We start from the raw sequence: 24,045 nt of genomic DNA, 5'->3' as shown, positions 1-24,045 counted from the left end.
TTCGTCAATTTATTGTAATATAATCATAAAAAAACAGCGTCACAAAATCGTGCAACGCTGTTTACTTCTTGTTTAGTTTCTAAATTTAGAAAGATTATAAATCAAATCTATCTAAATTCATCACTTTAGTCCAAGCTGCGATAAAATCGTGTACAAATTTTTCGCCAGCATCTGAAGAAGCATATACTTCAGCAATCGCTTTTAATTCTGAGTTTGAACCAAATATTAAGTCTGCTCTTGTTCCAGTATATTTAAACGTATTAGTAGCGCGATCTCTACCTTCAAATACATTTTCAGAAGCATCAACTGCTTTCCAAGTAGTTTTCAAATCTAAAATATTCACAAAGAAATCATTGCTCAGCGAATCTTTTTTATCTGTAAAAACCCCGTGGTTAGATTGATTGTAATTTGTTCTTAAAGCTCGCATCCCTCCAACAAGTACCGTCATCTCTGGAACTGTAAGGGTTAATAATTGTGCTTTGTCAACGAGCAATTGCTCTGCTGAAAGTTCTTGATTTTCTTTTAAATAATTTCTAAAACCATCAGCAACAGTCTCTAAATGTGCAAAAGAGGCTACATCAGTTTGTTCTTGATTTGCATCGCCTCTTCCAGAGGTAAAAGGAACAGAAACACTATGTCCAGCATTTTTGGCTGCTTCTTCAATGGCAGCAACTCCTCCAAGAACAATTAAATCTGCCATTGAAATAGTGCCTATAAATTCGTTTTGAATTCCTTCTAACACAGTCAATACCTTTGCTAATTCAGCAGGATTATTTGCTTCCCAATCTTTTTGTGGAGCTAATCTAATGCGTCCGCCATTTGCGCCACCGCGCATATCTGAACCTCTATAAGTAGCGGCAGATGCCCAAGCAGTAGTTGTTAACTGCGATATTGATAAATCAGAAGCTAGTAAACGTTTTTTAAGTTCGGTAACGTCTTCCTCATTTAAAGAGGTTGTGCTTGTTGGAATCGTATCTTGCCATAATAGTTGTTCACTTGGAACTTCAGGCCCCAAATAACGAGAAACAGGCCCCATATCACGATGCGTTAGTTTGTACCAAGCACGTGCAAAAGCATCCTCAAATTCTTTTGGATTTTCGTAGAAGTTCTTTGATATTTTTGCGTAGATAGGATCTTTTTTGAGTGCAATATCTGCAGTAGTCATCATTAATGCTTGTGTTTTTGAAGCATCATCTGCTATAGGTGCCATGCGTGCTTTTGAAGCTGCTGTTGGCGTCCATTGATGAGCTCCGGCTGGACTTTTTGTTAATTCCCAGTCGTAATTTAACAGGACTTCAAAATAATCGTGATCCCATTGCGTTGGATTTGGTGTCCAAGCGCCTTCAATACCGCTCGTAATGGTATCTGCACCTTTTCCACTTTTATAGGTGCTTAACCATCCTTGGCCTTGTGCTTCAATTTTACCACCTTCTGGTTCAACCCCTACTAAGTCTGCATCTCCAGCGCCGTGGGCTTTTCCAAAAGTGTGACCTCCTGCAACCAATGCTACAGTTTCTTCATCGTTCATCGCCATACGGCCAAAGGTTTCTCTAATATCGTGACCAGAACCTAATACATCTGGTTCTCCATTAGGTCCTTCTGGATTCACATAAATAAGGCCCATGTGGGCTGCAGCTAAAGGCTTTTCTAATTGGCCTTCTTTTTTATAACGAGATTCGTTTCCTAACCATTCTGTCTCAGATCCCCAATAAATATCTTGTTCTGGTTCCCAGATATCTGGGCGACCTCCTGCAAAACCAAATGTCTTAAAGCCCATAGACTCTAAAGCACTATTTCCTGCAAGGATTAGTAAATCTGCCCAAGAAATATTCCTACCATATTTTTGTTTGATGGGCCATAGTAATAATCTAGCTTTATCAAGGTTACCATTGTCCGGCCAGCTGTTAATTGGCGCAAATCTTTGATTACCTGTGTTACCACCACCGCGACCATCTGTTACTCTGTAGGTACCTGCGGCATGCCAAGTCATACGAATAAAAAAACCTCCATAGTGACCATAATCTGCAGGCCACCAGTCTTGAGAATCTGTCATTAAATCCATCACATCTTTCTTGAGCGCTTTAAAATCGAGACTTTTAAAAGCCTCAGCATAATCAAAACCTTTGTCCATTGGATCAGATTTTGTTGCGTGCTGTCTTAGAATGTTTAAGTTTAATCTGTTAGGCCACCAATCATTATTTCTGGTTCCACCTCCTGCAGATTGGCTTTGTACTCCACCAAAATAAGGACATTTACTCATATCATCATTATTGATTTCTAATACGTCGCCGTTTTCATTATTGTGCTCCATCATTGTTTAAATTTAATTAGGGTACTAATATATAGATTATTGTCTTTTTAGAGGGAGAATGCTAATTGTAAGTTTAGATTGAGTAATTGATAAAACTTATAGAGGGATTTGTTTTGATAGTATTGTTATATCGAATTTAAAATTTTGCACGCAGCGTCAATGGTTTCATTTGTTTTAGCAAAGCACACTCTAAGTTGTTTGAAATCTTCTTTATTGTTGTTGAATACAGATGTTGGAATCGTGGCCAGACCGAATTCTTTAGTAAGTTTTTCAGCAAAAGTAATATCGCTTTCGGTAGTAATTTGAGAATATTCAAGTAATTGAAAGTAGGTGCCTTGAGACGGGATTATTTTAAAACGTGAATCTTGAAGTTGTGTGATGAAATAATCTCTTTTTTCTTGGTAGAATTTAGGCAAGCTAAGATAGGTTTTTTCATCTTCCATATAAGTAGCAAGTGCTTTTTGAAAAGGATGATTTACACAAAACACGTTGTATTGATGTACTTTTTGAAATTCTGCCATTAAGTTTTGAGGTGCTAAACAATAGCCCATTTTCCATCCTGTATTATGAAATGTTTTTCCAAAACTTGCAGTAATAAAAGCCCTTTCAGATAATCCTGAAAAACGGGCAGCACTCTCATGTTGCTTTCCGTCAAAAATAATGTGCTCATATACTTCATCGCTTATTAAAAGTAGGTCATTGGCCACTACAATATTTTGAAGATCCAACATATCTTCAGTGGTAAATAACATTCCACTTGGATTGTGTGGGCTGTTAATTATGATCATTCTAGTGTTATTAGTTAATTTTGACTTTACCAGTTCCCAATCTGGTTTAAAATAGGGAGCTTGTAGTTGTATGGCAATGGCTTTTGCTCCAAATAATTCAATCGTAGGAGCATAGCAATCATAGGCAGGAGTAAAAATCAATACTTCATCACCCATTGAAATGGTAGCAGCAATTGCTGTAAAAATAGCTTGTGTGGCGCCTGCAGTAATAGTAACTTCAGTTTTTGGGTTGTATTTTTTGCAGTGCAGTTTTTCCGTTTTTGCTACAATTATCTCTCTCAAACCCATATCTCCCGGCATAGGCGCATATTGATTATAACCACTATTCATGGCCTTATTGACATTTTTTATAAGTGCTGGGTCACTTTCAAAATTAGGAAAGCCTTGTGAGAGGTTTATAGCGTTGTGATCTGTCGCCATTCTGCTCATAACGCTAAAAATTGAGGGTGGAATATTTGGTAATTTAGTGTTCATAAAAAAAATTTTGATTTAAATATAGTTCCTTTTATGAGGAACAGTGCAGGAAACACTAAAGTTGTTTCTGATAAAAACCACATTAAAAATCGTTAAACAGCTCGTTATTATCGTTAAAGTTTAGTATTTTAGTCGTTTTGTCATTTTTCTTATGTATTTTCACATTAAACACAATTTAGGTACCCCCAAATGAAACCTAACTTTATACTCATAAGTTTCTTTCTTATTCCGTTCGTTCTTTTTTCTCAAAGGGATATGGATAACGGGTTTAAGTCCATTAAAGACCAACGCGCGTTATTGGAAGTTTTGTTAGATTCTTCCTCTGATAATTATAAAAAGGGAAATTATGTTGAGTCGTTGAAGATAAATATTCAAATTTTAGAAAAAGCACTTCAAATTGGTGACGCAAAATATATATACAAAGGGTATCGTTATCTAGGTTATGATTATTTAATAATGAACGATACGGTTCTGGCCGAAAGTAACTTTAGAAATGCGATAAAATATGCTCAACTTTCTGGAAGTTTAAACAGTAATGCTGAGATCAAAATGGATCTCGCAAATTTATATTCTTATACCAATTCAAATTTTGATAAAAGATTAAACCTTCATAAAGAATCTATTGAACTTTTTAAGCAAGCCAATGATTCTATTGGTTTAGCAAAAGCGTATTTTAATACAATAATTAATTGTTTTGAAGAAGAAGAATATTCGCTGGCTTACCCATATATTCAAAAACTAACGCAATTAGAAAGTATTTTAGATAAGAGTTATTCGGCAAGTATTAATAATTTTTGGGCTTCCTATTATCTTCACAAGAAAGAGTATACTAAGGCAAACAAGTTTTCGCTAAAAGCTATAAATAGCGAGACGAGTAAGCAATATCTTATAGATTTGGCTGAGGCACATCGCCAATATTCAATTGGTCTAGCGGCTCTAAATAAAAATAAAAAAGCTTACAAACATAGCCTTTTGTATCAAGAACTTTTTGAAGAAAATATTATAGAAGAAGAGAGTCTCCAGTCTGAAGCAATAGCTGCAAAATATCAATTACAGCAATACCAAGAAGACATAAAAAAGGCAGAACAAAATTTAAAATTACAAGAGCAAATAGCAAATAATAAAAATAAATTAAATAACGTTTTAATATTTTTATGTGCCTTAGGTTTTTTACTATTTGTTATTTTATATCTAGCATATCAAAAACGTAAAGAGTTGAACAAAGCGCTCAAGGTTAAAAATCAAGAATATCTAGAAGCTAGAGAAAAGTCAGAACATTTATCAAAAGTAAAAAGTACATTTTTCTCTACCGTTAGTCACGAATTACGAACTCCTTTGTATGGTGTTATTGGGTTGAGTACTATTTTATTGGAAGATGAAAGGTTAAAAGACCACAAAAAAGATTTAAGTTCTCTTAAGTTTTCTGCAGACTATTTGCTAGCGCTCATAAATGATGTCTTACAGATTAATAAAATTGACTCTAATAGCATGCAACACAAAGAGAATGTTTTTGATTTAAGAGAACTTATTCAGGGCATATTATGCTCTTTTGAATATATGCGTTTGCAAAATAAGAATAAGATCAAGATGGAAATTGATACTGAAGTTCCAGTGCAATTAAAAGGAAATTCAGTAAGGCTTTCACAAGTCTTAATGAATTTAATGGGAAATGCTTGCAAGTTTACTGAAAACGGATCCATTATCATAAGAGTTAAAAAAGAACAAAAACTTCAAGACAAAATATCATTACGATTCGAAATTGAAGACACTGGTATTGGAATTGCAAAAGAAAAGCACGCAACGATTTTTGATGAATTTACCCAAGTTGAAAATCTAAACTATGCCTATCAGGGCACAGGTTTAGGATTGCCAATTGTAAAAAAATTATTGAACCTTTCGGGTTCTGAGATAGAATTAAAGAGTGATCCAGGAAAGGGAGCTACCTTTTCGTTTGAATTAGAATATGAAGTTCTAGAAAAGCAAATAGCCCTTAACGAAACAAAAATAGTGGATAGTTCCTTCCTTAAGGGAAAACGTATTTTAATTGCAGAGGATAATAGAATTAATCAAATTGTTACGAAGAAGATTTTAGAGAAGAAAGGAATTCATTGTACCATTACTGAAAATGGCGTTGAAGTGACGAATGAGATAAAACATAATTCCTATGATCTTATTCTCATGGATTTAAATATGCCGGTAAGAAGTGGGTTTGAGGCAACCATTGCCATTAGAAAATTTAATAAAGAAATACCTATTATTGCATTAACTGCTGTAGAAATTGAAGAAGTGAGAAATGAGATTTACCTTGCTGGTATGGACGATATTATTGTAAAACCTTATGATAGCAACAAATTTATAAGCACTATAATTGATAATATGACTTCGTCTAGAAGTCTTCAAAAGGAGGCGATATAGGCACTTGTTTTTATTGGAATAATAAATCACCTTCTTCCGGTTTCACTAACTACTTTATTTCCTTGGAAAAATTCAACAACAAGCACATACAATGGATGCATATTTTTCTATTTTTGCGCTATGGCAAACAATGAAGATAAATTTAAAAAAGTAATTTCCCACGCAAAGGAGTACGGGTATATTTTTGGTTCAAGCGAAATTTATGATGGACTTAGTGCCGTTTACGATTATGCTCAAAATGGGGTAGAACTTAAGAAAAACATTCGAGATTACTGGTGGAAAAGCATGGTGCAAATGCATCAGAACATTGTAGGTTTAGATGCAGCAATTTTAATGCACCCAACTACATGGAAAGCATCAGGGCATGTAGATGCCTTTAATGACCCGCTTATTGATAATAAAGATTCAAAAAAGCGCTATCGAGCAGACGTTTTAATAGAAGACTATGCTGAGAAGTTAGAGCAAAAAGCACAAAAAGAAATCAATAAGGCTGCAAAACGTTTTGGGGAAGCTTTTAATGAAGAAGAGTTTGTTGCAACAAATGCCCGTGTAATTGGCTATAAAGAAAAGAAGGCAGAAGTTTTAAGCCGAATGGCGAGCTCTCTTGAAAAGGAAAATCTTCAGGATGTTAAGCTATTAATCGAAGAGCTTGAAATTGCTTGCCCAGTGAGTGGTTCAAAAAACTGGACCGATGTAAAACAATTCAATTTAATGTTTGGTACAAAACTGGGTGCTTCAGCAGAAAGTGCAACAGATTTATACCTAAGACCTGAAACGGCACAAGGTATTTTCGTTAACTTTCTTAATGTTCAAAAAACGGGGCGTATGAAAATTCCGTTTGGAATTGCGCAAACAGGAAAAGCATTCAGGAATGAGATTGTTGCAAGACAGTTTATTTTTAGAATGAGAGAGTTTGAACAAATGGAGATGCAGTTCTTTGTGAGACCAGGGGAAGAAATGAAATATTATGAGTATTGGAAAGAGGAGCGATTAAACTGGCATCTTTCTTTAGGACTTGGAAAAGAAAATTATCGTTTTCATGATCATGATAAATTAGCGCATTACGCAAATGCCGCGGCAGATATTGAATTTAATTTTCCTTTTGGATTTAAAGAGTTAGAAGGAATCCATTCCAGAACAGATTTTGATTTAAAGGCACATGAAAAACACAGTGGTAAAAAGCTACAATTTTTTGATCCTGAATTGAAAGAAAATTATACCCCTTACGTAGTTGAAACCAGTATAGGTTTAGATAGAATGTTTTTAGCAGTATTTAGTACGGCTTTGCAGGATGAGGCTTTAGAAGATGGTTCAAGTAGAGTTGTTTTAAAATTACCGTCAATTCTTGCGCCTGTAAAAATAGCGGTGTTTCCATTAATTAAAAGAGATGGACTTCCTGAAATAGCCAATGCTATTATAGAAGATTTAAAATGGGATTACAATGTCTTTTATGATGAAAAGGACGCAGTCGGAAAAAGGTATCGCCGCCAAGATGCAAATGGAACTCCTTATTGTGTAACTGTTGATCATCAAACATTAGAAGATAACACAGTTACCATTCGTCACAGAGATTCTATGGAACAAGAGCGTGTTGCGATAGTTGAAATTAGAAGCGTAGTCGAAAAGACATTGTCTCTAAAGCATTGGTTAAACCATTAAATATCTCGCTCTAACAGAAGATAAAATAAAGAACCCGGTTTCAAAAGTATTTTTGAATCCGGGTTCTTTATTAAGATATCATTAATAAGCGTATACTGCCACTTCCCACTATTTTTTCATTTGTATTTCGTTTACGTTAATAGGGTTTGCTTTTTCGCATCGGTTCATCATTCTGAGACCAGTAAATGTAAACCAAACTTCCATTCCGTCCTTTTTATATTGTTCCTCTAGATTAATTGGATCTAAAAAGTAAAGTTTTTCTCCAGTCATTTCTATGGTAAATTGACAATCTCCTTCAATTTTGCTTGCAACAATAGTCCCAGATTTAAATCCTGCTTCCATCATTTTTGCATCTGTCATAATCGCTTCATTGGGTTTTTGAGTTGCATTAGCACTGCTTTTTTTTGAACTGCAACAAGCTGTCGTAAAAACAAGTAATGTAAATAAAATTGAACGTACTATCATGGTTTTAAGTTGTTTAAGTTTTTTATGTTATAAAATTACAATTATTGTGCCTTAATGAAAAAAATATAAATCAATATTTTAAAAGAATTGTTTGGGCTATATGAGAGGTTTTGTGGTCTTACTGACAATTTCGGTCCTTATAATGAGAAAATTATGACTTTTAAATGCTGTGTTTTAAACAAAACGTGGTAAATTTATACTTATTTAAATAAATCAACTAAAATATATTAAAATGACATTTAAAAACTACTTTATGGCGCTGTTGCTAGTAGTGTCTTCAGGGGCACTCGCACAACAAGTCCAGACTACACCACCTTCTGAATTTGGTATGGTCCAAGGTCCAATAATGGTGCCCAGTATTGCCGAACAAATCAGAAATGGAAGCTTTTTGCCATCAGAAGATGATTCCAATAAGAGGGGATATCCTAAAAGGAAAAAACGGAATAATGTTATTCCTGGAAAAGGTACGCCTAGTACTTTTTTAGACGCTAAGATGTTGCTTCAAGATGACGCAGAAACTTTTTTAAATAGAACTCCTGTTCAAACATTTAATTCGACAATTTCTACCGCGACACCTTCTGACCCCACCGGTTCGGTTGGTCCCAATCATTATATAGCTGCATGGAATATTGCATTTAGAATTTTTGATAAATCTGGAAATCCTTTAACCCCAGCGGCTTCATTGAACACTTTGTTCCCTGGTAACGCTATTGGAGATCCTATTGTGTTTTTTGATGCGGATGTAGATAATGGAGCTGGCGAGCCTAAAGGCCGTTTTGTAATTACTCAATTTGATAACAATCCAAATGGATTTAATGTAGCAGTATGTCAAGGGCCAGACCCTGTTAACGACGGATGGAACGTGTATACTACTGGTTTTGGTACGGGAGCATTTCCAGATTACACAAAATTTGCAGTCTGGGCCGACACTTATATGGTAACCGCGAATATACAAAGTGGAAATAGAGTTTTTGCTGTAGAGAGAAATGAGATGATTAATGGTAATCCTGCGCAATTTGTTGCATTACCACTTCCTAGTATTTCTACAAGTGGCTTTTATAGCCCAAGTGCATTTCATACAACTGACGATCAAAGAGCTCCTTCAGGAACGCCTGCTCCTATAGTATATTTACAAGATGATGCTTGGGGTGGTGTAAGCACAGACCACTTGAAGGTTTGGAGTGCAACGATAAACTGGGGTAATCCAGGAAGTTCATCTATGTCTTCACCGCAAATTATTAATACAACACCTTTTATTAGTGTTTTTGATGGTGGAAGTTTTGCTAATTTAGATCAGCCCGGAGGAGGGCCAGATGTTGATGCAATGCAAGCTACTATTATGAATCAAGCTCAGTATAGGAGGTTTCCAAATCACAACTCAGCTATCTTTAACTTTGTTGTAGATGTAGTTTCTTCAAACGGTGATGGTCTTAATGAGAAAGCAGGAATTAGATGGTATGAATTAAGACAAGATAATGACGGTGATGATTGGGAGATTTTTCAAGAAGGAACCTATACATCACCTACTGGAAATAAACATGCCTGGGCAGGAAGTATGGCTATGAATGCTGATGGAGATATTGGTTTGGGGTATAGCTCAATGAGTAATACTGAAAGAATTGCGCTTCAATATACAGGTAGAAGAGCTTCTGATCCATTAAATATTATGACAGCAGGAGAAAATCTTATTGTACAAAGCACAACAAATAATTCTAACACACGATATGCAGATTATGCGCATCTTACCAATGATTTAACAGATGGTTCTTTTTGGCACGTGTCAGAATACTTCCTTGGAAGTAGACGAAATATGGTAGCACAATTTTTAATAGAACCAGCAGGAGCTAACGATATAGGAGTAATTAATGTTGAAAGTCCAGTTGATGACGGGACATATACTTCAACGGAACCTATTATAATTACTATTAGAAATTTTGGCGTCAATGATATTACAGATCCTGAAGTTCAATATACGGTGGATAGTGAACCTACAGTAACTGAAAATTTTAACGGTACTATAGCTTCTGGAACCTCTGTTTCTTATACTTTTACACAAACTGCTGATCTTTCTGATGGCGGAAATATTATAGTGCAGACAACTACTAACCTTGCGGGAGATACGAATCCAGAAAACGACCCTTTTAAGGTTAGTATTGATGGTGAAGGAACATTAGGTTCTAATGATTTGCCGCTAAGTGATTCAAGTATCGTTGTAGTAACCTTACCAAACAATCAATTTAGCATACAAATAAACACATCGTATAATGGTCCTATGATGTTTGAGGTTATGAATATGGCAGGTCAAATTGTTTCATTTAACAATTTAGAAAAGGAAGGATCTGATTATAATTATGCTTTAGATATGTCTTATGCGGCAGCAGGGATTTATTTAGTTCGTATGGGTGACCAATTATCTAATACGTATCAAACAGCAAAAATTATTGTTAAGTAACACTATTTAATTTTATTCCCTAAAGGGAGACTCTATCATAGAGTCTCCTTTTTTGTTTTTAGCAATTTCCTTTATTCGAGCTTACAGGTCACTAGGGTCAATAGCATTGTGTTTATTAGAAAAAAAGTAGATTTTAAGCATTTGTATTATAAAGATATTGCTCCTAAAATTCTTAACACCTCTTAAGAAACCCCTACCTTGAGCCACTTAAATAATAAAACCCTAACAAATGAAACTTAAATTATCAATGCTGATTGCTTTAATATTTGCAACAGTTATATTACAGGCACAAGTGGAGCCTTCAAAACCAGAATATGTTGGTAACATACAGTTAGTCGCTGTAACTCCTTCATTAGCTTCTAAAATGAGCGAACTTACTCTACCAGAGGCTAGAGGAGAGGCAAAAGACGGAAGATATTCTAAAATAAGAAGACCAAAAAGAGAAATAATTGCAGGAAAAGGTTCAACGGGAGATTTGCTTTCTGAAAACCCACATCCTCTTACAGGAACGGTTAAAGGAAGAACAGCGGATGTTGTTTGGGATGCTGGGTATACAGGTTCAAATCCAACAGATCCTGCATTAGCTGTAGGGCCTGATCATGTCTTTGTAGTTTGGAATACAGCATTTGCCATTTTTGATAAAGATGGGGCAGAGCTAGTAGGAAATACAAATCCTTTTCCTGCAATATTTCCTTCGAATGGATGTTGTGATTTAACGGTGTCCTATGATAACGCAGCAGATAGATGGGTGATTTCATTTTTAGGCGGAGGCGCTCAAATAGCAGTTTCGCAAACAGGAAATCCAGTAACCACAGATTGGAACATATACAATATTGGCGCAGTAAATGACTACAATAAACTTTCAGTTTGGAGTGATGGTTATTATTTAACTGATCAATCTGGCGGAAACAGATTATACGCTATGGATCGTGCTGCAATGTTAGCTGGTGATGCTACAGCATCAATTCAAGGCTTTCAACTGCCAGGTATCGGGACTTTTGGATTTGCTAGTCCTCAGGCTTTAAATGTAACAGACGGGAACATGCCAGCAGCAGGAAATGCGCCTGTTGTATTTTTTCAAGATGATTCTTATGGTGGTATTACAGAAGATCACATCAAATTCTGGAGTGCTAATGTAGATTTTGCCACTCCCGGGAATTCATCCATTACTGCGCCTCAAGAAATACCGGTAACTCCATTTACATCTATATTTGATGGAGGTTCTTTTAGTAATTTACCCCAGCCTAATGGAGGTCAATTATTAGATGCACTTCAAGGTATTATTATGAACCAAGCACAGTTTAGAAAATTTACAACCCATAATGCTGCAGTATTTAATCACGTTATCGATATAGATCCAAGTTCAGGAAAAAGAGCTGCTGTAAGGTGGTATGAATTTCGTCAAGCTTCAGACGGAGCTCCATGGGCTTTGTTTCAAGAAGGGACTTATTCTTCACCAGACGGTAAGCACGCTTGGAATGCTAGTTTGATGATGGATGGTCAAGGAAACATTGGAATGGGATATACCGCTATGAGTGTTCAAGGAAATGGAACTACCGAAGTAGGCTCTTATTATACCGGTAGATTTATATCAGATCCTCCAGGTGTAATGAGTGTTATCGAAGATGACATTGCAATTGGAGATGGCCCTATTCAAGGAGGCCGTTACGGCGATTATAGTAAAATTGACATTGATCCTAGTGATGACGCTACGTTCTATTTTACTAATGAAGTACATACTGCAGATACTCCTAATGCTAATTTAAGGGCTGCCAATGTTGGGCGTTTTAAAATTGCAGCAGATTCAGATATTGACACGGGAGTAATTGCTGTTGTTTCTCCAACTGATGGAGATTTAACAACTACCGAAGCGGTAGCGGTTATCGTTCGTAATTTTGGTACACTGCCACAATCAAATGTTGAGGTAAGTTTTACAATAGATGGCGGTACAACGGTTACAGAAATAATTGCCGGCCCTATCCCACCAGCAAGTAATGTAAATTATACTTTTACAGCAACCGCAGATATGAGTGTAGATGGTCAAACATATAACCTATGTGCAAGAACGGATTTACCAGGCGACGAAATTCCTACGAATGATGAGGTTTGTCAAGATATAACTTCGTTAAATGACAATAACACGGGGGTAGTAGCAATTACATCCCCTACGTCTGGAACAGGGTTATCTAATGCTGAAGTAGTAACTGTAACCATCGAAAACTTTGGTGCTGCAATACAAACTAGTATCCCAGTATTTTATACCTTGGATGGTGGAACTCCAGTTACCGAAACATATACGGGTTCTATAGTTCAAGGAGCAACAGATACGTATTCATTTACTTCCACAGCCGATTTATCAGCATTGGGTACATACACATTAGTAGCTGGAACTGAACTTGCTGGCGATGCAGATGAAACAAATGATGATATTACAGTTGATGTCTTTAACTTTATTTGCCAACCAGAGTCTGACTGTGAAGGATTTGGTGATGGTGTCACTCAAATTGAACTTGCAGATCAAAATATAAATGTTGACTGTAGTTCTACAGGATATACAGACAATACTGATGTCGTTTTTAACTTTGTATTGAATGACAACCCTTTTGATGGAACTTTACAAATGGGATTTGCTGATTCTGAGTTTGCATTATGGATAGATTTCAATGATAATAGTTCTTTTGAAGCAGATGAACTCGTGGCGAATGAACTTGTGGCGAATGAAAATTCTGATTTTAACTTTACAATTGATTTCTCTGCAATTTCTGGAGTAACAACTGGTATGCATCTTATGCGATTAAGAGGAGAAGATGAAAGTACTGCTGGTGATGTAACAGATCCTTGTGACGATTTACAATTTGGTAGAACAAATGACTATACAGCAAACGTTACAGGTGTATTAGGATTTGATGACTCACCATTTGCAGAGGCTAATTTTGTAATCTCAAGTCAAGACCAAAACTATTTTGATCTTACGTTTAATAGTACTTCTTATACCAATGATTTGCCAGTGTATATTTACAACACATTAGGGCAAACATTAGCATATTATACATTAGAACATAATGGAACTGGATTTAACAAAACAATTGATATGTCTTATGTTTCTTCTGGAGTATATTTCGTTAAGATTGGTACAGAATCTTTAAACAAAGTAAAGCGTATTATTGTAAAATAATAGAATAGTTTTTGAATATAAAAATGGCGGGATTTTCCCGCCATTTTTTGTTTTATTGAGTTTCGAGAATGCAAAAACATATTAAAAGAAAGCTCTCAATTGAACACTACCCGTGTGAACCGTCGTACTGGTTTCACTTTTTCTCCCGTTGTAAGTGAGGTTCGCGTCCAAATACTTCGTGATTCTTTTTTGAATTAATGCAGTCCATGTAAAATTAGTTCCTGGTTGTAATCCTTCTAACATTTGATACGCCACAGGTGTAAATGAACTACCAGTAAAATTATTGTCTATATATGTGAATTCTCCATTAAGTGAAATTTTTTCAGCATTGGCGTATGCAAATGCAACCCCTAATTTTTGTTGACCTAATGATTCTTCACCGTTTACAGTGTTGTCTTTATTTATGAAGTTATAGAATACATCAAATCGTGTTTGACTATTCAGTAAATAGGAAATTTTTGGGTTCATTTCAGAACTGTCTAATTTATAATTTCTGGACGCAAAATTCTCTGAAGTACTTTCGTTAGTTCCCGTTATTCCCCTTGCTGAAATAAGCCAGCTTTCCCAAAATTTATGAGTAAAATTTAGTTGATGATTCTTTATTCGTGAAGATTGTAAGCCCAAAGACTGTAAGTTGTCTGTGGCTGTAGAAAGGTAGGTATAGCTTGTAGTATACTTTTGTTTTCCTCTATTAAAGAATAAGGCATTTCTAAAATTTAAGACTAAGCCTAGTTGGTTTTCGCCACCATCTTTAAAAGGGTTAATATTAAAATCTTCATTCGCTCTTCTTACTTTTCTGTCAATAACATATGAGGTTGTATTGTAAAAATGAGAAAGAATCCCTAATAAACCTTCTTTACTATTCCAACGCTGTGGATTCAACGTGAGAGATTGTCCAAATCTATTCTCTCTGATTTTAATAAAAATCTGATTGGGTAACAGGATTCGAACAAAATCTGCCTGGTCTTGAAACTGAGCGACTTCAAACTCATCCAATTCTTGAATTCCGTTATCATTATAATCGTTCCAAGTGTAAATGCCTTCTCCAGGATCTACTTGCACATAGGTGAATTCTTGCTGCGGAATCACACCATTGTTCGATTGTAAGGTGGTATTAAAACGTGCCAATCCTTTAAATAGTGTTTGATTGTAAAGAATACGTGCGTTTAAAGATTGTTCTGTTTCTTCGGTAGCTACTAGGTCTAAAACTCTATAGTTTGCAAAAATTTGTAATTGTGAGTTTTGGGTATTTAGTATTTTAGAATTTGCATAAAAGGTGTTACTTCGATCCACACGTTGCACACTTCCATTTCGTAAACTATCGTTGGTTCTATACTGGTACCCAGCTTGAACAAAAACCTTTGTGCTATCCCCAATTCCTGCAAATACTTCATAGGCATTGTATTTAATGCTTAAAGGCGTCAGACTATCTTCAGTAATTGTTTTTACTTCGTTATTTTCAAAACCTGTCTTTGCTCCTATCCATGATTTTAAAAAACTATAAGCAGCAATAGCATTGCCTCTAAAGAATTTTGTGGTTTTTAAATCGCTCTTGCTATCTAAATAACTACTTTGTCCTGTTATCCTTAGTTTGTCAAAATTTAAATTCGTTGTTATTTCGTGACGCGTTCCGTCATAATTATCAGTAAAATTAAGATTCTGAAACCTGTAATTAGCGGAGCCCAATTTATTTTTTAAAACTTCAGCACCTCCCGTAATAAATCGTTGGTCACCAGTTGGGTTTTCAAGATTCCAATCACGATTAAATTCAATGTTATAAATTCGTTCAATATTTCTAAAGTCTTGATTTACATAATCAAAACTCCCCACAGCAGCTACAATTAAACTGTCTGGACTTGTGATAATATTTTGACGCCCTTCTAAATGTGCGGCAAAACCGTCGTTGTTACCATCATCAATATCTGAAAACAGATTGAGATCACTATTGCTCCCAGCAAGTTCAAATTTGATAGCTGTTTTTTCACTTGGATGGTACCCCCCTGTTACCCCACCTATTTGCAGTTTACTTGGGGCATTAAGTCGTATAAAAGGAGCAAAGTTTCCTTGTTGCACGGCATTAATAGGAGCTACATATTCAAAAATCCTATTGATGGCATTGGTGTTACTTAGAATATAATTTCCTTGATTAAAACCAACTAATGTAAATCTAACATTAAAAAGTTCATCATTTGTGTCCTGTGAAAACACAAAGACTTCTTCACCGTTTACTATTTCTTTTCGGTATAAAATTTTACCTTCTTCAAAAGTATCGGGAGTTGCTGAAGGAGCATTCATCAAATCCATATCATCTCCGGCAGCTTGTAAAACAGCAACTTGTTCTTCGCTTAAATTTTGTTGTAATGGCTGGTTTTTAGCATCATTTTCAGAATAAACATAGGCGCCAATATCAAAGGTTTCGCTAGTGTAGCCGCCACCTCCATACCCAACAAATCGGGTATAATTTCTATCGGTAAATTGATATTCTACGCTTATCCGCATATTCGCAGTCATAGGATAGGTTGGGTTAAACCTAATTTCTCCCGCGTTATAATCTATTAAATAATCTTCGTTTTCACCACGCTCTAGTAAAATTCCGTTGACAAATACACGCTCACTTCCTGAAACAATGAGGACAAACAGTTCGCCATTGGGCCCCACTAGTTTATAAGGTCCCTGATTTCCTTCTTGTCCCACAAAAGTACTTCTTGAAAAAACGCCACGCACTAAAGCACCAGAGGCAAATGCGGTAGTTTTAGCTCCGCTGTCATGGTTAACGGTGCCCCCCAGAGATATTCCTTGTACTTTTTTAGTGAAATTTGCAAAATAGCTATCGGTGTTTTGTAAGTCTACATCACCGGCTCTAATGTTCCAATTATCACTAAAAAGCTCTATAAATACTTGATCAAATTCATCTAAGTTTTGAGAATAGCCACCAGACTGTGTAGGTATATTAGCATCTTGAATGGATGCTCTAATCGAAACTTTATCACTCAATTTCCCCGTAATCTGTAGGTCTAATTGAGAATCCACAACCGTGTTTTGATTGTTCCCAATAGTGATACCTCGCGAAATACTCCCTTGTGTATTAAGGCCGTCAAAAGGCGTGAACGTATTGTCGTTGGAGCTTTGTTCTAGCGAGTATAATTTTTCCATCGCACCCGTGCTTTCAATAATGAGACGCTCATCAAATTGAAAATATGCTCGTGTTAAAAATTCTGGATAAACGAGATACTCAATAGTAATGGAATCATTTTCTTGCTTTAGCGCAGCGGAAAGTTGGAGTGTGCTTGATTTAAAATCGATGCTATATTTTGTGGAGTCTGCTAGAATTCCTTTTGCATCTAAGACCCTAAATGAAGAGGGATTAAGGGAAATACTATCAATTTTTATCGTATCATTTACCACCATTTTTTTAGTCCTATAGTTTGAAGTCACCTCCTGAGCAAACCCAGAAATGGTTATAAAACAAATTAAAAATAGGGAGCTAAACTTCATATAGAATTTTGGGATGACTCCGGTTAGAAATCACAAACTAGGGATTTAGTAAAATATTCTAATAACTTAACGTAGCTTTTTACTTTTTGTTGATTATTTTATGAAAACCTTTCAGCAAAGCGTTCTTGTAAAAATACAATGTTATTTAATTTTGCAACTATAAAATGCTTGAGCACCATAGTAAATTAAAAATGATTTATTATACGGGCATTCCGACCTCCTTCATATCAAATATTTAATTAAGATGAAAATACTAAGTTATAATGTAAATGGAATTAGAGCTGCAATGCGCAAAGAAATGTTAGCTTGGTTGCAAACTACGCAAGCAGATGTTGTTTGCATACAAGAAACAAAGGCGAATAAAAATCAAGTGGAAGTAGCAGAAATTGAAGCTGCCGGATATCCATATCATTATTGGTTTAGTGCCCAAAAAAAGGGATACAGCGGTGTTGCTATTTTTTGCAAACAGAAACCAAACCACGTGGAGTATGGAACTGGGATAGAAAGTATGGATTTTGAAGGCCGAAACATACGTGTAGATTTTGATGATGTTAGTGTGATGAGTTTGTATTTGCCAAGCGGAACCAATAGTGCTAGACTAGATCATAAATTGGAATATATGGATTTGTTCCAAGAGTATATAAACACCTTAAAACAAGAAATACCCAATCTTGTTATTTGTGGGGATTATAATATATGTCACGAAGCAATAGACATCCATAATCCTGTGGCAAATAAAAACACCAGTGGTTTTTTACCTGCAGAACGCAAATGGATAGGTGATTTTATGGACAGTGGTTTCATTGACAGTTTTCGATATTTAAACAAGGAGCCAGATAATTATACATGGTGGAGTTACCGTGCGAACTCTCGTGCTAACAACAAAGGATGGCGAATAGACTATAATATGGTTGCAACACCATTACAAGAAAAGATCAAACGCAGCGTTATACTTCCAGCGGCTGTGCATAGTGATCATTGCCCGCATATGGTGGAGTTGTCTTTATGATAAACTTAAAAGACATATTACTGGATATTGTCTTTACTGGTTTTAGTATTGCCTTATTGATTTGTGCTATTGGCATGATTTTTCTGAAAAGAAAAATTAAGGTAATCATAGGAACAGGAATCCAAACAGCCTTGGAAATTGTAAAAATTTCAGGGATTCTTTATCTGTTGTACATTGTCACGATGGAGATTTTTTCATTCACAAAATACGAGTACAGTTTACTGCATAAAATTCACGGAGAATATTCGTGGGGTTTTATAATCATAGTGCTAGCGATCCCTTTTTTACACAGTTGTTTTGGGTCGAAAAAATTAGAAAAACACCAATGATTCGACTTTTTATTGCTGTTAGCATTTTGTTTGCAGCGTTGCTCGTAAATGGTGATTTAGTCGAGATGATAACGAATATTGAAAAGGAGTACGCAGAAATATCAAACAAACTCTATTATTTAAATTTAGTTAAAAACACAATACTTTTCACAATACTCGTTACTGTTGTAACCCTAATAAGAAGTAAAATAAATCCCAATAAGATATGAGTTTCAAAAATCAATGCATTGCCCTTATAATCGCCATTTTTGCTAGTAGCTGCGTCTCTCCAAAAATTTACAAAGAATTAAAAGATAACAACAGCACGCTCAAGTCTGAAAATGCAGAGCTCTTTTCTCAATTAGAAGGCACAAGTGGCAATGCCCAAGAAGTAAATGTGCAACAATTAAATGCGAAGATTGACAAACTAACTTCAGCAAGAACGAAGGCCGAAATGGATCTTGCCGGCGTGAAAATTAGCTACGATAGACTAAAAGATAGCTATGATGCTCTTGCTGAAAACAGCAGTGAAAACCTGACTGAAAATTTAGAGCGCAACCGAAAATTATTGGCACAGTTAGAAGAAAAAGAACGCCTGTTAAATCAAAAAGAACAAGCTTTAGAAGCCAAAGAAAAACGGCTTCAAATAGCACAACTAGAATTAGAGGCAAGTTCGCAACGCGTGGCAGAGCTAGAAAGTATAATCGCTGCAAAAGATGCAAAAATGAGCGCCTTAAAAGATGCTATTTCGGCAGCATTATCAAATTTTGAAGGAAATGGATTAACGGTAGAGCAGCGCGATGGTAAAGTATACGTCTCTATGGAAAACAAATTACTTTTTGCTAGCGGAAGTTGGGATGTAAATGAAAGGGGTAGAGAGGCAGTTGTGGCACTGGGAAAAGTGCTTGGAGATAATAAAGAGATAGCAGTATTAATTGAAGGCCATACAGATAATGTGCCTTATGGAGAAAAGGGGTTGATTAAAAACAACTGGGACTTGTCTACAAAAAGAGCAACCGCTATTGTAAATATCTTAACCGAAAACAATAACATCCCTAAAGATAATTTAACAGCAGCAGGTAGAGGAGAGTATGCGCCAATTTCGGATAATACTACTACTGAAGGTCGCGCAAAAAACAGAAGAATTGAAGTGATTTTGACACCTAAATTAGACGAGATCTCTAAATTACTTAATGAGATGTAGTTAAGCTTAAAATGGATATGCAATATGAACAAGATAATAAATGTCATTTATACATATTCTAAAAATTAAGTTGAAATTTATTAATATAGATTAAATAGAATATGCGATATACAACGCTCCCAAATACAGATCTCAACGTTTCTAAAATATGTCTAGGTACCATGACGTGGGGCAGACAAAATACGGAAGAGGAAGGTCACGAACAGCTGGATTTTGCGCTGGATAAAGGAATCAACTTTGTTGACACAGCAGAGATGTATGCCGTTCCTTTTACCACGGAAACATTGGGTCGTACCGAAGAAATTATAGGAACTTGGTTGGCTAAAACAGGTAAAAGAAAAGACATTGTTCTTGCCTCAAAAATCACTGGACCAGGCCGTGGAATTTTTGCTGACATTAGGGATAATTTAGATTTTAGTCCAACATCGCTGGAAGATGCATTGCATAAAAGCCTTAAACGATTACAAACAGATTACCTGGATTTATACCAATTACACTGGCCAGAGCGCAGTGTAAACATTTTTGGTGTGCGAGATTATAATCACGCCACCAACGAGAAATGGGATGATAACATAGCCGAAATTTTAGAGCGACTAGAGGGTTTTGTCAAAGAAGGAAAAGTACGAAATATTGGTTTAAGTAATGAAACCCCATTCGGGGTTATGCGCTATATGGAAGAACACCGCAAGGGTAAACGAAAAATGGTTTCAGTACAAAATGCCTATAGTTTGTTGCAGCGAAGAGATGAAGTAGGCTTGACCGAAGTTTTACAAATGGAAAACATAGGATATCTACCGTATTCACCATTAGCATTTGGAATGTTATCAGGGAAGTATTTAGAAGATAAAAAACCTGAAAATGCAAGAGTCACTTTGTTTCCAAATTATTCAAGATACTCGAGCGAGTCGTCGTTTAAAGCGACGCAAGCATACAACGAAATTGCAAAAAAACACAATTTAAGTCTTACTCAAATGGCATTGGCATTTGTAAATGACAGACCTTTTGTTACCAGTAATATTATAGGAGCAACGTCTATAAAGCAACTAGAGGAGAATATTGGGAGTATCGCTATTTCCCTTTCAGCGGAAGTATTAAATGAGATTCAAAATGTGCACGAGCAAATGCCAAACCCGGCGGCATAGATTGTTTTTCTGAGAGAACTAGGGTGGATTTCCTTTCCATCAATGTTGTTTTGTAATACGCTGATTTTTAGTAAATATGCCTCCTTCAATCAATTGTTAATTGAATTATATGCTAATATATTCTTAAACCTAAGGAGGAAAATAAACTGTCCTTGTATATTTGTGTCGTGCGCGATACAAATAGGCGTATGATAAACTCTTTTCATGATAAAAGCAACAACGACAACTCAAAATGTTTTCAGAATGCTCTTAGCTGTATTTATGATATATGCGGGTTTCAGTCATTTGTCATTTAATAGAATAGCTTTTCAAGCTCAGGTTCCAGATTGGGTGCCTATGAGTAAAGACCTAGTTGTTATTCTTTCAGGAATAGTTGAAATTGTTTTGGGATTGGGTCTTGCTTTTTGGAAAAGTAAAAGAGTACACTTTGGTTGGGCATTAGCTGTATTTTTTGTTTTAATATTTCCTGGAAATATAGCGCAATATTTAGATGGTAAAGATGCGTTTGGAGCATTAAATTCAGACAACGCTAGGTTAATACGTTTGTTTTTTCAGCCTGTGTTAATTGTTTGGGCGCTATGGTCATCGGGAGCTTGGAAGTCTTGGAGAACAAATAAAACTACATCATAATGGAGACACCAGAACAACTCAAACTAGGCAATCAAGTCTGTTTTCCAATTTACTCCGTATCAAGGCTGTTGACAAAGGCATATAAACCATACCTGGATGAAATGGGAATTACCTATCCTCAATACTTAGTGTTGATGGTTTTGTGGGAGAATAATTGTGTAACCGTTAATCACATTTCAGAAAAATTGCTTTTAAATACCAATACGGTTTCTCCGCTATTAAAGCGCATGGAAAACTCTGACTTAATAAGAAGGAAACGCTCTATTGAAGATGAACGAAGTATTATTATTCAATTAACCAAAAAAGGAGATGCTCTTAAAAATCAGGCCACACCTATTCCTGACAAATTATTAAAGGTATTGTTTACAGAAAACATTGAACTTTCAGATATCGTTCGTTTAAAAGAAACACTGGATGAATTAATCATCGTATTATCAAATAAGAACAATTAAAAGAAACAGCATGGAATTATTAGAAAAATTAAAATGGAGATACGCTACTAAAAAGATGAATGGCGAAAAAGTCCCACAAGATAAGATAGATAGAATTTTAGAAGCGGCGCGTTTAGCTCCAACCTCTAGTGGCTTGCAACCTTTTGAAATATTTGTGGTGACCAACGATGCGATAAAGGAAAGGATTAAGCCGGTAGCTTGGAATCAATCTGTAGTTACTCAATGTTCCCATTTATTGGTATTTGCGGCTTGGGACACCTATACAGAAGATAGGATTAATTATATGTTTGACCTTACAAACGAGCTTCGTGGATTTAAGAATGAAGGCTGGGAAAATTATCGCAAGCAACTATTAAAAATATATCCAAAACAAGATGCAGAGGTTAACTTTAACCATGCGGCTAAGCAGGCGTATATAGCATTTACAACGGCTTTAACAGCCGCTGCATTTGAGGAAGTTGATGCGACACCTATGGAAGGGTTTGATGCGGATGCTGTAGATGCAATTCTCGGATTAAGAGAAAAGGGATTGCGAAGTTCTGTGCTGCTTCCAATTGGGTATAGAGATGCCTCAGAAGATTGGTTAGTAGATATGGTAAAAGTTAGAAAAAGTAAGGATGATCTAGTTACGATAGTGGACTAATTGTTCCTGAGATAAAAAATTATGGAAAGCACAAAAAAAGAGCAACAGCCTTGCTTTTATTAATAGTAGAACAAATAAAATAGTAATTAAATAAAGAAAAACAATGAAGATATTATTTGTATTAACATCACACGATACATTAGGAGACACAGGAGAAAAAACTGGATTTTGGGTAGAAGAATTTGCGGGTCCATATTACACGCTTAAGGATAAAGGCGTAGTAATTACATTGGCGACACCAAAAGGAGGCAAAGCACCTATAGACCCAAAAAGTGACTCAGAAGATGCTGCGACTGCATTTACTAAGCGATTTGATAAAGATGAAGAAGCACAAGAAAAGATTAATAATACTCACAAGCTAGCGACTATTGACGCTGCAGATTATGATGCTGTTTTCTATCCAGGTGGACATGGTCCTTTATGGGATTTATCTCAAGATAAAACGTCTATCAAATTAATTGAAACTTTTAATGAGCAACAAAAGCCTATTGCTTTTGTTTGCCACGCACCTGCAGCTTTACAGAATGTAAAAGGTATGGATGGAAATCCTTTAGTAAAAGGTAGAAAAGTAACTGGTTTTACCAACTCTGAAGAAGCTGCTGTAGGATTAACAAACGTGGTTCCTTTTTTAGTGGAGGACATCTTACAAGAAAATGGAGGAATTTACTCAAAAGGAGAGGACTGGGCTGAATATGTGTTGCAAGATGGTACTTTAATCACGGGTCAAAACCCTGCCTCTTCTACACTAGTAGCAGAAAAGTTATTTGATGCTACAAAATAGTTTTTATATAATATAAAAAGAGCCTATATCTTTGTTGGTATAGGCTCATGTTTTTTCGTTTGCTAGTTTTAAATAAGTAAAAGAAAATGAGTAGAGAAAAAACAATAAGATCCTCGAAATTTATGCCAACTACGGAATCGACTTCATAGGTCTTAATATTTACAAATCATTAAATTGGTTTATAAATCAATAACGGAAAAGCCAATATTTGTATTTCCAGTTTCTTCATCAACAAATAGTTCTCTTTTCTTAATAGTCCCGTGGCAGGTGTTTTCAGAGCAAAACAGTGAGCCGCCAGCAAGTCGTACCTTGTGGTAATTTTTATTTTTTGTAATGTCCCATACATTGCCAATTATATTTACGGTGTCTACTTCAGAAATCGGGAATTTATTATATAATACAATCACCCGAGTATCATTCTTTACAATGTCCCAATAGTCATTATAGCTAGGAAGCCTCTTTTTTGCCCATTCACAACAGGCTACCGCATCATTAAAGCTTACCTGTGTAACTGGAAGTGCTCTAGAAGAAACTTTATGGACACCATTGGGTAGCATTCTCTACCGTTGTATAACTATAAACATCTATTTGAACGATGGACCATCCGTATTTTTCAGCATCAGTGATATAGCCATTTTCATT

At 35.7% G+C, this 24,045-nt stretch carries 18 protein-coding genes; 13 read left to right on the top strand and 5 right to left on the bottom strand.

Features of this window, described 5'->3' with window-relative positions:
* Positions 1–94 precede the first annotated feature (94 nt).
* Positions 95–2,311: a catalase/peroxidase HPI gene (katG, locus tag ABXT67_RS04045; protein WP_415376917.1), complete on the bottom strand. Its 2,217-nt coding sequence runs from the start codon at positions 2,309–2,311 to the stop codon at positions 95–97.
* Positions 2,312–2,436: 125 nt separating this feature from the next.
* Positions 2,437–3,573, bottom strand: a complete 1,137-nt coding sequence (locus ABXT67_RS04040) for a methionine aminotransferase (protein WP_415376005.1) — start codon at positions 3,571–3,573, stop codon at positions 2,437–2,439.
* 189 nt (positions 3,574–3,762) lie between these two features.
* On the opposite strand from ABXT67_RS04040, the gene ABXT67_RS04035 reads away from it, so the two are divergent.
* The gene (locus tag ABXT67_RS04035; protein WP_415376004.1) at positions 3,763–5,988 is read left to right on the top strand and encodes an ATP-binding protein; all 2,226 of its coding nucleotides are present in this window, start codon (positions 3,763–3,765) and stop codon (positions 5,986–5,988) included.
* Between the two features lie 120 nt (positions 5,989–6,108).
* A complete protein-coding gene (locus ABXT67_RS04030; protein WP_415376003.1) occupies positions 6,109–7,647 on the top strand; it encodes a glycine--tRNA ligase in 1,539 nt (512 codons plus the stop codon).
* 108 nt (positions 7,648–7,755) lie between these two features.
* Here the strand turns inward: ABXT67_RS04030 and ABXT67_RS04025 are convergent, their stop codons facing one another.
* Positions 7,756–8,112: a hypothetical protein gene (locus ABXT67_RS04025; protein ID WP_415376002.1), complete on the bottom strand. Its 357-nt coding sequence runs from the start codon at positions 8,110–8,112 to the stop codon at positions 7,756–7,758.
* Positions 8,113–8,344: 232 nt separating this feature from the next.
* On the opposite strand from ABXT67_RS04025, the gene ABXT67_RS04020 reads away from it, so the two are divergent.
* Together ABXT67_RS04020 and ABXT67_RS04015 are read left to right on the top strand one after the other, a co-directional pair.
* Complete coding sequence (locus ABXT67_RS04020; RefSeq protein ID WP_415376001.1) at positions 8,345–10,564, top strand: T9SS type A sorting domain-containing protein; 2,220 nt, start codon at positions 8,345–8,347, stop codon at positions 10,562–10,564.
* A 229-nt stretch (positions 10,565–10,793) separates the two neighbouring features.
* On the top strand, positions 10,794–13,739 hold the full coding sequence (locus tag ABXT67_RS04015; RefSeq protein WP_415376000.1) for a GEVED domain-containing protein: 2,946 nt from the start codon (positions 10,794–10,796) through the stop codon (positions 13,737–13,739).
* A gap of 81 nt (positions 13,740–13,820) precedes the next feature.
* Here the strand turns inward: ABXT67_RS04015 and ABXT67_RS04010 are convergent, their stop codons facing one another.
* A complete protein-coding gene (locus ABXT67_RS04010) occupies positions 13,821–17,234 on the bottom strand; it encodes a hypothetical protein (protein WP_415375999.1) in 3,414 nt (1,137 codons plus the stop codon).
* 244 nt (positions 17,235–17,478) lie between these two features.
* On the opposite strand from ABXT67_RS04010, the gene ABXT67_RS04005 reads away from it, so the two are divergent.
* The 9 genes from ABXT67_RS04005 to ABXT67_RS03965 all read left to right on the top strand — a co-directional run bounded on the left by ABXT67_RS04005 (position 17,479) and on the right by ABXT67_RS03965 (position 23,403).
* Complete coding sequence (locus ABXT67_RS04005; protein ID WP_415375998.1) at positions 17,479–18,243, top strand: exodeoxyribonuclease III; 765 nt, start codon at positions 17,479–17,481, stop codon at positions 18,241–18,243.
* A complete protein-coding gene (locus ABXT67_RS04000; RefSeq protein WP_415375997.1) occupies positions 18,240–18,572 on the top strand; it encodes a hypothetical protein in 333 nt (110 codons plus the stop codon). Before ABXT67_RS04005 ends, ABXT67_RS04000 begins: the two co-directional genes overlap by 4 nt.
* Positions 18,569–18,781 (top strand): hypothetical protein, encoded by a 213-nt coding sequence (locus ABXT67_RS03995; RefSeq protein ID WP_415375996.1) that lies wholly within the window; start codon positions 18,569–18,571, stop codon positions 18,779–18,781. Before ABXT67_RS04000 ends, ABXT67_RS03995 begins: the two co-directional genes overlap by 4 nt.
* Positions 18,778–19,755 carry an OmpA family protein gene (locus ABXT67_RS03990; RefSeq protein WP_415375995.1) on the top strand — a complete coding sequence of 326 codons (978 nt, stop codon included), beginning with the start codon at positions 18,778–18,780 and terminating at the stop codon, positions 19,753–19,755. The genes ABXT67_RS03995 and ABXT67_RS03990 overlap by 4 nt, the downstream gene beginning before the upstream one ends.
* A gap of 101 nt (positions 19,756–19,856) precedes the next feature.
* Positions 19,857–20,897 carry an aldo/keto reductase gene (locus ABXT67_RS03985; protein ID WP_415375994.1) on the top strand — a complete coding sequence of 347 codons (1,041 nt, stop codon included), beginning with the start codon at positions 19,857–19,859 and terminating at the stop codon, positions 20,895–20,897.
* 204 nt (positions 20,898–21,101) lie between these two features.
* A complete protein-coding gene (locus ABXT67_RS03980; protein WP_415375993.1) occupies positions 21,102–21,527 on the top strand; it encodes a hypothetical protein in 426 nt (141 codons plus the stop codon).
* Positions 21,527–21,979, top strand: a complete 453-nt coding sequence (locus tag ABXT67_RS03975) for a MarR family winged helix-turn-helix transcriptional regulator (RefSeq protein WP_415375992.1) — start codon at positions 21,527–21,529, stop codon at positions 21,977–21,979. Before ABXT67_RS03980 ends, ABXT67_RS03975 begins: the two co-directional genes overlap by 1 nt.
* Before the next feature lie 10 nt (positions 21,980–21,989).
* Positions 21,990–22,622 (top strand): nitroreductase family protein, encoded by a 633-nt coding sequence (locus ABXT67_RS03970; RefSeq protein ID WP_415375991.1) that lies wholly within the window; start codon positions 21,990–21,992, stop codon positions 22,620–22,622.
* 103 nt (positions 22,623–22,725) lie between these two features.
* Positions 22,726–23,403, top strand: coding sequence for a type 1 glutamine amidotransferase domain-containing protein (locus ABXT67_RS03965; protein WP_415375990.1), 678 nt, complete (start codon positions 22,726–22,728; stop codon positions 23,401–23,403).
* A gap of 179 nt (positions 23,404–23,582) precedes the next feature.
* Here the strand turns inward: ABXT67_RS03965 and ABXT67_RS03960 are convergent, their stop codons facing one another.
* Positions 23,583–23,960, bottom strand: coding sequence for an SUMF1/EgtB/PvdO family nonheme iron enzyme (locus ABXT67_RS03960; RefSeq protein ID WP_415375989.1), 378 nt, complete (start codon positions 23,958–23,960; stop codon positions 23,583–23,585).
* Positions 23,961–24,045 lie beyond the last annotated feature (85 nt).

Origin of the sequence: Patiriisocius sp. Uisw_017, from assembly GCF_047731265.1 — a bacterium.
Classification (GTDB): domain Bacteria; phylum Bacteroidota; class Bacteroidia; order Flavobacteriales; family Flavobacteriaceae; genus Patiriisocius.
The sequence above is the reverse complement of the archived record's forward strand: the minus strand, read 5'-3'. Positions and strand labels throughout refer to the sequence as shown.